Consider the following 11,311-nt stretch of genomic DNA (forward strand, 5'->3'; position numbering starts at 1 on the left):
TCGATGAGCTTCGTCATGATGCCGCCCTTGGTCTCGATACCGAGGGACAGCGGGGTGACGTCGAGCAGCAGGACGTCCTTGACCTCGCCCTTGAGAACACCGGCCTGGAGCGAGGCACCGATGGCGACGACCTCGTCCGGGTTCACACCCTTGTGCGGATCCTTGCCGGTCAGCTCCCTCACCAGTTCGGTCACGGCCGGCATCCGCGTCGAACCGCCCACCAGGATCACGTGATCGATGTCCGACACCTTGATCCCGGCGTCCTTGACCGCGTTGTGGAACGGGCCCTTGCAGCGCTCCAGCAGAGCCGCCGTGAGCTGCTCGAACTGGGCACGCGTCAGCTTCTCGTCCAGGTGCAGCGGGCCTTCTGCCGACGCCGAGATGTAGGGGAGGTTGATCGTCGTCTCGGTCGCGGACGACAGCTCGATCTTTGCCTTCTCCGCGGTCTCGCGCAGACGCTGCACCGCCATCTTGTCCTTGGACAGGTCCACGCCGTAGCCGTTCTTGAACTGCTTCACCAGGTAGTCGACGACCTGCTGGTCCCAGTCGTCACCGCCGAGGTGTGTGTCGCCGTTGGTCGCCTTCACCTCCACCAGGCCCTCGCCGATCTCCAGCAGCGATACGTCGAACGTGCCGCCACCGAGGTCGAAGACCAGGATCGTCTGGTCGTTCTCCTTGTCCAGGCCGTAAGCCAGCGCCGCGGACGTCGGCTCGTTGATGATCCGCAGCACGTTCAGGCCCGCGATCTGCCCCGCCTCCTTGGTCGCCGTGCGCTGAGAGTCATTGAAGTACGCCGGCACAGTGACCACCGCGTCCGTCACGTCCTCCCCGAGGTATGCCTCGGCATCGCGCTTCAGCTTCTGCAGCACCCGCGCGGAGATCTCCTGCGCGGTGTACCGCTTGCCGTCGATGTCACCCGACTCGGGGAAACGCCAGTGAGCGTCCCCCATGTGCCGCTTGACCGACCGCGCGGTGCGTTCGACATTCGTCACGGCCTGCCGCTTGGCGACCTCGCCGACCAGCACCTCACCCGTCTTGGCGAACGCCACCACCGACGGCGTGGTCCGCGCGCCCTCGGTGTTCGGAATGACGGTCGGCTCACCGGCCTCGAGCACAGACACCACAGAGTTCGTCGTTCCCAGGTCAATGCCCACTGCCCGTGCCATCACTGCCTCCATTCCCAGCACTCGGTGCCTGTCACGGATCAAACCGAGTGGGCCCGAGTCGGCTGTTGATCGATTTGGTTTCTGTCTGCTGATTCACCTCTCTGTCCTGCGCCGTGTGGCGTTCGGGCTCCGCTGCTCCGGTGGCCTGTTCACAATGCGGCGTTGTCTGCGTACGGCGCGTGCTCTCGGTTTGCGTTGTCTGCGTACGGCGCAGGCTCTCGATCCGCAGGACGAGGCGGTCCACTCGGTCGGCGAGGTCGCGGCGGCCCAGGAAACCGGTGTGCACGACACGTTGTCGGCAAAACTCAGGAGATGGTCACGGTGTGCGGGCGCCAGAGATGCGGCCTTGAGCGTGGTGGTCATCGGAGAACTCCTCCGAGGAGCGGCTCTGCGGAGGGCGCAACCCTGCCCCGCATGGCGCAGACACGAGCGTCTCGGCCGATGCGGTCACGAGGTTCCGCCGACCTCTCGTAGGGGTTTTGTTCCCCACGGTGGAAGAAGTACGCGGGGCGGAAACCGGATCAAGGGATCTCCCAGCGAGTGAGCCGTGCCGGGTCGTCGGTGTCAGGTGGTGGTTCGGTGGTGGTCGCTGCTGCTCCGGCGGAGTCGGTCGGTGCGACGGGTAATGGCGTCAATGCGGGCTGCGAGGTCCGCACGGCGTCCACCCGGGCGGATTGTCCCGCTATTCCAGTGGGCTCCCAGGTCGGGGCAGCCATGTTCCGAGCCGGTACGCCCCCGATCCGCGCCCACCAGAATGTCTACAACGCAAAGAAACCGCCCTGACCTGCAGAAAGTCAGGGCGGCAGACGAGTCGGGCTGTACGCCGGGTTCTGTCGCCCGGTCGCCTCGCGGCGGCCGGGGAGACGGCCATCCATCTAGGGCCGGCATTGCTGCCGGCCTCGTGCGGTCTACCCGCGAACTCGGGCGGGCAGCCCTCGGACATTCGCGCAGGGCCGTCTTGCGACGGCCCCTCTTGACCTTGCTCCGGGTGGGGTTTACCTAGCCGCCTGAGTCACCTCAGGCGCTGGTGGTCTCTTACACCACCGTTTCACCCTTACCGAGGACCGAAGTCCCCGGCGGTCTGTTTTCTGTGGCACTGTCCCGCGGGTCACCCCGGGTGGCCGTTAGCCATCACCCTGCCCTGTGGAGCCCGGACGTTCCTCGGGGAGACCCGAGGGTCCCCACGCGGCCGTCCGCCCGGCTCGTCTGCCGTGCCGACCATGCTACCCGCCTGGCGGGGACCGCCGGACGGACGGCTCAGAGGAATGCCTCGGTCTCCAGGTCGAAGGCGAACGGCGCGGGGAGACTGAGCGTCTTGCCGAACGGGATCGTGCAGTGCTGACGGTAGTCGTCCCCTTCCGGGTCGCTGAACAGCGTCACCGAGGACTCCTCGCGGTCGACCAGGAGGTAGAGCGGGATGGGTCCGCGGGCATAGCAGTGACGCTTGTCCGTACGGTCGGCCCGGGGCTTGGTCGAGGTGACCTCGACGACGAGGGCCACCCCCTCGCACGGCATCCAGGGTTCGGCTCCCCGGTACAGCCGCAGGTCGGTGGGGGCGAAGGTGCCGTCGGGAATGACGTGGTTCCTGGGGCAGCGTCCGCCGCTCTTCAGCTTGAGTCCCTTGTTCCCGGAAAAGTCCATATCGGTCCGGGCGAGCCTGATCACCTGCTTCAGAATCAGGCTGATGTAGTCCTCGTGGTCCCCGTCCGGCGGCGGCGTCACGACAATCTCCCCCTCGATCAGCTCGGCCCGGAAGCCTTCCGGCGTATCCAGCGCCAGGAAGCCCTCCAGCAGGACGTCCGCCTGCGTGAGCGGTTCGTGCGGCATGGCAGTCATGTCACGCCCCTTCCTCGGTCGCTCGCCAGATTGGGGCATCAGTGGATCAGCCGTCCGTGAGATGGGAGTACTTCCTTCGATCGTGGCACAGGAGGGTGCGGAGTTGTCAGATGCGGACGGGTGCGGTGAGTGCTTGACCCTGCCGCGACGTCAACGTTTCTACTGGTCCCATGCGCATCGGAGAGATAGCCGCGCTCGTCGGGGTCACCTCGCGGGCGATCCGGCACTACCACCACATCGGACTGCTTCCCGAGCCCGGGCGCCGGGCCAATGGCTATCGCGCCTACAGCGTGCGCGACGCCGTGGTGCTGGCCCGGATCCGGCGGCTCACCGAGCTCGGGCTCGGTCTGGACGAGGTACGGGACGTCCTCGCCGACGACGCCGGGCACGAACTGGTCGACGTACTCGTCGAGTTGGATGCGGATCTGGCCCGGCAGGAGAATGAGATCCGGGAGCGGCGGCGTCGGCTCGCCCGGTTGCTGGACGGGCCGGTGAGCGCCGAGGAGTTCCCGCCGGTGCGCGGGTCGAGCGGCGTTTCCCCGAGGGCGGGCTGGTGCGGCTGGGTACGGACGGGGTGCTCGACCTCGTCGTGGGCGGTCAGACGACGGTCACCGTGGAGCTGGTCGCTCCGGTGGCGTTCGTGCGGCTGCTCGGGAAGCGGGGGTGGGCGCGGACGGTGCGGTTCCATGCGGATGATCCGGTTGCCGCCGTGGCCGCGCTCACGCAGGGGCGAAGAGGACCTTCGCCGAGCCAGGATCCGCCTGGGCGAGCCTGACCCGCAGCCGCTCCCCCAGCGGGAGTCTCGCCGTGCCGCCCTCGACCCGGGCGACGACGGCCGGGTCGTCGATGTGGACGGTGCCCGTGGTGGGCTCCTGCTCCTTCACGTCGACCACGTACGCGTCGAAGACCTCACCGATCCGGTCCTTGAGCAGCGCTGCCTCGACCACGTCGACGCACTCGCGCTCCACCGTGTTGGCGCGCCTGGTTCCGTCCGCCATCTCCTTAGGCAGGCCGGGCAGCGCGGCGAGGACCCACTCGGGCGGGTCCTGTTCCGCGACGGCGGCGAGGCACAGCTCGGCCGCGTACCGGTCGACGAGGCGGCGCAGCGGGGCGGTGCAGTGCGTGTAGAGGTCGGCGACAGCGGCGTGAACGGCGGGGGTGGGGAGTTCGCCGTGGTCGAAGACGGTGTAGCCGGCGCCGCGCAACAGGGTGGTGCACTCCTGGAGGAAAGCGGCGTGGTTGGCCTTCCTCGGGTCGAGGGAGCGGACGACCTGGGCGTACGGGACATGGTGCGGCCAGTCGATGTGCAGCGCCTCGGCCGAGCGCCGGAGCCGGGCCACGGCGCCGTCGGGGGCGACCGGCAGGGTCCGCAGAATGCCGGTGCCGGTCTCCGTCATGAGGTGGGCGGCGGCCATGCCGGTCAGCAGGGAGATCTGGGCGTTCCAGCCGTCGGCGGGCAGCGGGGCGCGGTATTCCAGGCCGTACGTGCCGTCGCGCTCGACGACCTCCTGCTCGGGCACGTTGAGGGAGATGCCGCCGCGGGCGACCTCCTGCTCCTCGCGGAGCCGTCCGATGTCCCGGAGCAGGGCGAGGGGCTCCTCGGCGGCGCCGGTGTCGATCTGCCGCTGGACGCCCACGTAGTCGAGCTTGGCGCGGCTGCGGATCAGGGCCCGGCGCACCGAGGTGGTGACGGCGCCGCCCTCGGAGTCCAGGTCGATCTGCCAGAGCAGGGCGGGGCGGGTCTGTCCGGGGAGGAGGCTGGCGGCGCCCTCGGAGAGCAGGGTGGGGTGGAGCGGCACCTTGCCGTCGGGGAAGTAGAGGGTCGCCACCCGACGGTGGGCCTCGGTGTCGAGTGCGCCGCCGGGGCGTACGAAGGCGGCGACATCGGCGATGGCGTAGCGCACGCGGAAGCCGTGGCGGCGGCGTTCGAGGTGCATGGCCTGGTCGAGGTCGGTCGATCTGGGCGGATCGATGGTGAAGAACGGCAGATCCGTCGCGTCCTTGTGGGCCGACACCGCCGGGGCCCGCGCGGCCTGCGCCGCCTCGGCGAGAACGTCGGGCGGGAAGCCGTGGGGCAGTTCGAGCTCGGTGCGCAGCTTGCGCAGGGCCGCCCTCAGCGGGGTCTCGGCCGGCCCGGTCATATGGAGATGGCGGCGGGGCATGGAACGAGCGTATGGCGGGGCGGGCCGGGCGGCATCCTGGGTGGCGGCGACCGTGTGCGTGCCGGTCGTCGCACGGCGGATGACGGTTCGAGGACCGGCACGGGACCTGCCCTGCCCCGATACGCGGGCAGGCCCCCCAGTGCGGTGCCGGTGCCCCCGTACGCTGGTGCGAGGGCCTTCTCAGCCCGTTTACCTGTGCGTACGTACGAAGGAGAACCGCCGTGCTCGTGCTGTTGCCGCCCTCCGAAGGAAAGGCCGCGTCGGGGCGCGGAGCACCCCTGAAGCCGGAGTCGCTGTCGCTGCCGGGCCTGGCCGCGGCGCGGGCCGCGGTCCTCGACGAGCTGGTCGAGCTGTGTGCGGCGGACGAGGAGAAGGCCCGTGAGGTGCTCGGGCTGAGCGAGGGGCTGCGCGGCGAGATCACGAAGAACGTCGAGCTGCGGACGGCGGGGACGCGTCCGGCCGGGGAGATCTACACGGGCGTGCTGTACGACGCCCTGGATTTGGCCTCCCTGGACACGACGGCCAGGCGGCGGGCCGGAAAGTCGTTGCTGGTCTTCTCCGGGCTGTGGGGCGCCGTGCGGGTGGGAGACCGGATTCCCTCGTACCGCTGCTCGATGGGCGTGAAGCTGCCGGGGCTGGGCGCGCTCGGGGCGTACTGGCGTGACCCGATGGCGGAGGTCATGCCGGAGGCGGCCGGGGACGGGCTCGTACTGGACCTGCGGTCCTCCGCGTACACCGCGGCCTGGAAGCCGAAGGGTGAGGTGGCCGAGCGCACGGCGAGCGTGCGGGTGCTGCACTCCCAGATGGTGAACGGGGTCGAGAAGCGCTCCGTGGTCAGCCACTTCAACAAGGCGACGAAGGGGCGGATGGTCCGCGATCTGCTGCTGGCGGGCGCACGGCCGAAGGGGCCCGCGGAACTGGTGGAGACATTGCGGGAGCTCGGGTACGTAGTGGAGGCCGAGGCCCCCGCACGGGCCGGGCGGGCGTGGTCGCTCGATGTCGTGGTGACCGAGATCCACTGAACCGGGAAAGCCACCGCATTGCAACATATGCAACGCTCGTTGCGTACTGTGCGGTGGGCGCGGCAGGATGAGCCCATGACCTCCTCTGTGCTGGACCTTGCCCCCGTCGTCCCCGTTGTCGTCCTGGAGGATGCCGCCGACGCGGTGCCGCTCGCCCGGGCCCTGGTCGCGGGCGGGCTCCCGGCCATCGAGGTGACGCTGCGCACCGCCGCGGCACTGGATGCGATCAAGGCCATCGCGGCCGAGGTGCCGGACGCGGTGGTCGGGGCCGGCACGGTGATCTCCGTACGGAACGTCTCCGACACCGTCGCCGCGGGGGCCCGGTTCCTGGTCAGCCCCGGCTGGACGGACACCCTGCTGGACGCGATGAAGGCATCGGGGGTGCCGTTCCTGCCGGGCGTCTCGACGGCGTCCGAGGTGGTCGCGCTGCTGGAGCACGGGGTCACCGGGATGAAGTTCTTCCCGGCCGAGGCGGCGGGCGGCACGGCGTATCTGAAGGCGCTCTCCTCGCCGCTGCCACAGGCCCGGTTCTGCCCCACGGGCGGCATCTCGCCCGCCTCCGCGCCGTCCTATCTGGCGCTGCCCAACGTCGGCTGCGTGGGCGGCAGTTGGATGGTCCCGGCGGACGCGGTGGCGGCGAAGGACTGGGCGCGGGTGGAGCGGCTGGCGAGCGAGGCGGCGGCACTGAGCGGCTGAGGGGGCGGGTGCCGGACGCGTCGGTTGCCGACGTCCGGCATCCCCTACCTCAGATGCGACGTGTCATTCAGCAGCCTGAGCGACACATTCCCGTCCGAGTAATACGCCACCGCGGACACCGAGGCCGCCGAGAGTTCCATACGGAACATGGCTTCCGGCGGGGCGCCCAGCGCCAGCCTGACCAGGGTCTTGATCGGCGTCACATGGGTGACCAGGAGGACCGTGCGGCCCGCGTAGCGGGCGATGAGGCGGTCACGGGTGGCCGCGACGCGGCGGGCGACCTCGGCGAAGCTCTCGCCGCCCCCGGTGGGGGCCGCCTTCGCCGAGGCGAGCCAGGCGTCCAGGTCGGGGCCGTAACGCTCACGCACCTCGGCGAACGTCAGACCCTCCCAGGCGCCGAAGTCCGTCTCGCGCAGGCCGTCCTCGATCCGGACCTCCAGGCCGAGCCGGGCCGCCACCGCGGCCGCTGTTTCGCGGCAGCGGCGCAGCGGGGAGCTGACGATCTCCTCGATCGTGCCGCGGGCGGCCAGCGACTGGGCGATGCGTTCGGCCTGGTGACGGCCGGTCGACGAGAGTTCGGGGTCGCTGCCGCCGCTGCCCGAGAACCGCTTCTCGGGGGTGAGGGCCGTCTCGCCGTGCCGGAGCAGTACGAAGGTGGCGGGCGCCCCGAGATCGGGCGCCGCGGCCCAGCCCACCCGGGGTGCGGCCGGGGATGCGGCAGCCGTGGCCGCGGTCGTTGCCGTGCCCGTTCCGGCTCCCGGCCGGGAGGCCAGGGCCGCGCGGGCCCTGGCCGCGCCCGCTGCCGCGTCGCCGGGCGGGCCCGAGACGGATGGCAGGTCGGCGGTCGTCGAGGGCCGGGGGGTGTCGAGGGCGGCCGTCGACGACGACGGCTCCCACTGCTTGCCGCGCTTGCCCGCGTCCATCGCCTCGTTGGCGAGCCGGTCCGCGTGCTTGTTCTTCTCGCGCGGGATCCACTCGTACGTGACGGCGGAGGCCGGCAGAATCCTGGCCGCCTCCGCCGCGAGCGGCTTCATGTCGGGGTGCTTGATCTTCCAGCGGCCCGACATCTGTTCCACGACCAGCTTGGAGTCCATCCGGACCCGCACCTGGAGCGCACCGTCCGCCGAGGCGTCCGGCACCAGCGCCTTCGCCGCCCTCAGCCCCGCGATGAGGCCCTTGTACTCGGCGACGTTGTTCGTCGCGACACCGATGTACTCGGCGGCCTCGGCAAGGGTCTCCCCCGTCACCGGGTCGATGACGACCGCACCGTAACCGGCGGGCCCGGGGTTGCCCCGGGAACCGCCGTCGGCCTCGATGACGAAGTGGCGCGGCTGGGTCATTACAGGCCCGACTCCGCCGTACGGACCAGGATGCGGCGGCAGTTCTCGCAGCGCAGGACGGTGTCCGGGGAGGCCGCCTTCACATCGTTGACCTCGGTGATGTTCAGCTCCAGCCGGCAGCCCTCGCAGCGGCGCTGGTAGAGGCGGGCGGCGCCGACCCCGCCCGACTGGGCGCGGAGCTTGTCATACAGCTTGAGCAGGTCCGCCGGTACGGAGCCGGCGACGAGCTCGCGCTCCTTCGTGACGGTCGCGACCTCCTCGTCGAGCTCCTTGGTCGCGGCGTCACGGCGGGCGGTCGCGTCGTCGACCTTGGCCTGGACGGCCGAGACCCGGTCGGACAGCTCGGTGACACGCTCCTGGGCGGACTCGCGGCGCTCCATCACTTCGAGGACGACGTCCTCCAGGTCGCCCTGGCGCTTGGCCAGCGAGGCGATCTCGCGCTGGAGGCTCTCCAGGTCCTTGGGCGAGGTGATCGCACCCGAGTCGAGGCGATGCTGGTCGCGGGCGGCGCGCTGGCGCACCTGGTCGACGTCCTGCTCCGCCTTGGTCTGCTCGCGGGCGGTGTCGCTCTCCTCGGTCTGCGAGGCGACCAGCAGGTCGCGTAGTTGCGCGAGGTCGCTGGTGAGCGACTCGATCTCGGCGTGCTCGGGCAGCGACTTGCGCCGGTGCGCGAGCTGCGACAGGCGTACGTCGAAGGCCTGGACGTCGAGGAGTCGGATCTGGTCGGCGGGCGCGGCGTTCAGTTGGGGGCTCCAGAAGAGTGGTGGGTGGTGGTGGTCCAGGGGTCGGTGACCTGCTTCGAGACATGGACCCGCAGGTCCCATCCGTGGCGGTCGGAAATCGCGTCGAGCTGCGCTGCGGCCTGTTCGCACCACGGCCATTCGGTGGCCCAGTGTGCGGCGTCGATCAGGCCCAGCGGGGAGTGCTGGATGGCCTCGGAGGCGGGGTGGTGGCGCAGATCGGCGGTGAGGAAGGCGTCGACGCCGGCAGCGCGTACCGCGTCGAAGAGGCTGTCGCCGGAGCCGCCGCTGACCGCGACGGTGTGCACCGTCGCCTCCGGGTCGCCCGCGAGCCGGATGCCCTGCGCGGTGGCCCGCAGCCGGCCGGCGGCGCGGGCGGCGAAGTCGGCCAGGCTCTCGGGGTGGTCGAGCACACAGATCCGGCCCAGGCCGCGACGGCCCTCGGGGTCGGCCGGATCCGGTACGAGGGGCCCCACTACCCGCAGGTCGAGCGCACCGGCGAGGGCGTCGGAGACGCCCGGGTCGGCGGTGTCGGCGTTGGTGTGGGCGACGTGCAGCGCGATGTCGTGCTTGATGAGGGTGTGCACGACCCGGCCCTTGAAGGTGTCGGCCGCGACCGTCGTCGTGCCCCGCAGATAGAGCGGGTGGTGGGTGACGATCAGTTGGGCGCCGAGCCCGAGTGCCTCGTCGACGATCTCCTGGACGGGGTCGACGGCGAAGAGCACACGGTCGACCTGCGATGCGGGGTCTCCGCAGACGGTGCCGACCGCGTCCCAACCTTCGGCCCGCTCGGGCGGCCAGAGAGCGTCGAGCTCGGCGAGGACTTCAGACAGACGGGGCACAAGGAAAGGCTACCTGCCCTCCGTGCCCCGTCACCCATGGCTTCGGTCACCCGTACGGACGGGCCGACAGCCTGCCAACGAATCGTTACGACCTCGCCCACGATTGGCAGTGGGAGAAGGAGCGGCGTCCGGGACCTTCGGATCCAAGGCGGAGGAAGGAGTCGGATGGGGTCTCCCCTGCTCGAACGCAGCTGAGAGCTTGGGGAAGGAGCGTCGGCGACTGACGACAACGCCGGAGACGGAGGTCCCGGACGCCGCGACGCCGCTGACAATCGTGGGCGAGGTCGTTACTTCACGAGGTCGGCGCGGAGCTCGTCGAGGACCAGGTTCGCGGCCGTGACACCGAGGCCGAGGTACCAGGTCTCGTCGGAGACGTCCTTGGCCCGACCGTCCTTGACCGCCTTGAGGTTCTTCCACAGCGGGTTGGACTGGGTGGTGTCGCGCTTGGTGGCCTTCACGTCGCCGTAGACGCCGGTGAAGATCCAGTCGGCGTCGGCCTCGTCGATCTTCTCCGGGCTGACCTCTGCGGCGAGGTCGTTGATCTGCTGGTTCTTCGGCCGCGGCAGACCGGCGTCGTCGAGGATCGTGCCGATGAAAGACGCCTTGGCGTAGAGGCGGATCCTGTCCGGCAGGTAGCGGACCATGGAGATGGTCGGCTTGTTCGGGCCGATGTCCTCGCCGAGCTTCTTGGCCTTCGTCTCGTAGGCGGCGAGCTCACTCTTTGCCTTGGCGGTCTTGTCCAGCGCCGCGGCGTTGAGGAGGTAGTTCTCCTTCCAGGTGAAGCCCGGGCGGATGGAGAACACGGTCGGCGCGATCTTGGAGAGCGCGTCGTACTTGTCGGCGGCGCGCAGCTGGCTGCCGAGGATCAGGTCGGGCTTCAGGCCGGCGATCGCCTCAAGGTTGAGGTTGTTGATCGTGCCGACATTCTTCGGGTTGCCCGCTTCCTTCTTCAGGTACGAGGGGATGGCCGCGTCGCCCTCGGAGGGGGCGTAGCCGACCGGCTTCACACCCAGCGAGACGACATTGTCGAACTCGCCGACGTCCAGCACGACAACGCGCTCGGGGGCGGACTTGATCTCCGTCTCGCCCATGGCATGGGTGAGGGTCCGGGGGAACTGGCCCGCCTTGGCGTCGGTCCCGTACTCCGCCGTCTTCTTCGCGGCGTCGCCGAAGTCCTTGCCGCCCGTCGCGACGGCCGCCTTCTTGTCACCGCCGCCTTCGGACTTGGCCGAGCCTCCGTCGTCGCTCCCGCAGGCCGAGAGGGAAAGGGTGGCAGCCACTGCCAGGCCGACTGCGGCAGTGCCGCGGCGACGAAGGGACATCACTTGCTCCAGTCGAAGGTCACACAGGTTTACTTAGGTTCGCCTTACCTTACTCACTCACTTTGCGCCGAGCACAGGCACCCCCTCCCCCTCAGAGCCTGTCGGGTGGCTGATCATGCGTGATGCGTGACGGTCGTGATCTGCCTTCCGGGCATGGCGACGGCCCCGGAATGATCACGTGGTGT

9 protein-coding genes, 1 other RNA gene and 1 pseudogene are annotated in these 11,311 nt (G+C 70.1%); 3 read left to right on the plus strand and 8 right to left on the minus strand.

The genetic code is table 11. From position 1 onward, the window contains the following. The 3 genes from dnaK to ABTZ94_RS32480 form a co-directional block, all read right to left on the minus strand. Positions 1-1,166 (minus strand): molecular chaperone DnaK (gene dnaK, locus ABTZ94_RS32470; RefSeq protein ID WP_351206213.1); only part of this gene is annotated, 1,166 nt, incomplete at its 3' end. An 803-nt stretch (positions 1,167-1,969) separates the two neighbouring features. Next, positions 1,970-2,371: RNase P RNA component class A (gene rnpB, locus ABTZ94_RS32475), an RNA gene on the minus strand. A gap of 52 nt (positions 2,372-2,423) precedes the next feature. After that, positions 2,424-2,993, minus strand: a complete 570-nt coding sequence (locus tag ABTZ94_RS32480) for a Uma2 family endonuclease (RefSeq protein WP_351206227.1) — start codon at positions 2,991-2,993, stop codon at positions 2,424-2,426. A gap of 179 nt (positions 2,994-3,172) precedes the next feature. Here ABTZ94_RS32480 and ABTZ94_RS32485 point away from each other — a divergent pair. After that, positions 3,173-3,505, plus strand: a pseudogene (locus tag ABTZ94_RS32485) (MerR family transcriptional regulator); the annotation flags it as partial. Between the two features lie 216 nt (positions 3,506-3,721). Here ABTZ94_RS32485 and ABTZ94_RS32495 read toward each other — a convergent pair. After that, entirely contained in the window at positions 3,722-5,164 is a 1,443-nt protein-coding gene (locus tag ABTZ94_RS32495; protein WP_351206215.1) for an RNB domain-containing ribonuclease, read from the minus strand. Positions 5,165-5,385: 221 nt separating this feature from the next. Between ABTZ94_RS32495 and yaaA the strand changes: the two genes are divergently transcribed. After that, a complete protein-coding gene (yaaA, locus tag ABTZ94_RS32500; RefSeq protein WP_351206217.1) occupies positions 5,386-6,186 on the plus strand; it encodes a peroxide stress protein YaaA in 801 nt (266 codons plus the stop codon). A gap of 75 nt (positions 6,187-6,261) precedes the next feature. Continuing rightward, the gene (gene eda / locus ABTZ94_RS32505) at positions 6,262-6,882 is read left to right on the plus strand and encodes a bifunctional 4-hydroxy-2-oxoglutarate aldolase/2-dehydro-3-deoxy-phosphogluconate aldolase (RefSeq protein WP_351206219.1); all 621 of its coding nucleotides are present in this window, start codon (positions 6,262-6,264) and stop codon (positions 6,880-6,882) included. 44 nt (positions 6,883-6,926) lie between these two features. Here eda and ABTZ94_RS32510 read toward each other — a convergent pair whose 3' ends face one another. From ABTZ94_RS32510 to ABTZ94_RS32525, 4 genes are all read right to left on the minus strand, one after another. Beyond that, on the minus strand, positions 6,927-8,222 hold the full coding sequence (locus ABTZ94_RS32510) for a bifunctional RNase H/acid phosphatase (RefSeq protein ID WP_351206221.1): 1,296 nt from the start codon (positions 8,220-8,222) through the stop codon (positions 6,927-6,929). Beyond that, positions 8,222-8,965 (minus strand): zinc ribbon domain-containing protein, encoded by a 744-nt coding sequence (locus ABTZ94_RS32515; RefSeq protein WP_351206229.1) that lies wholly within the window; start codon positions 8,963-8,965, stop codon positions 8,222-8,224. The genes ABTZ94_RS32510 and ABTZ94_RS32515 overlap by 1 nt, the downstream gene beginning before the upstream one ends. After that, complete coding sequence (locus ABTZ94_RS32520) at positions 8,962-9,804, minus strand: Nif3-like dinuclear metal center hexameric protein (protein WP_351206223.1); 843 nt, start codon at positions 9,802-9,804, stop codon at positions 8,962-8,964. Before ABTZ94_RS32520 ends, ABTZ94_RS32515 begins: the two co-directional genes overlap by 4 nt. Positions 9,805-10,091: 287 nt before the next feature. Beyond that, the gene (locus tag ABTZ94_RS32525) at positions 10,092-11,126 is read right to left on the minus strand and encodes an ABC transporter substrate-binding protein (protein ID WP_351206225.1); all 1,035 of its coding nucleotides are present in this window, start codon (positions 11,124-11,126) and stop codon (positions 10,092-10,094) included. Positions 11,127-11,311: the final 185 nt, after the last annotated feature.

The sequence above is a fragment of the Streptomyces sp. NPDC002785 genome (assembly GCF_040295565.1).
Taxonomy (GTDB): Bacteria; Actinomycetota; Actinomycetes; order Streptomycetales; family Streptomycetaceae; genus Streptomyces.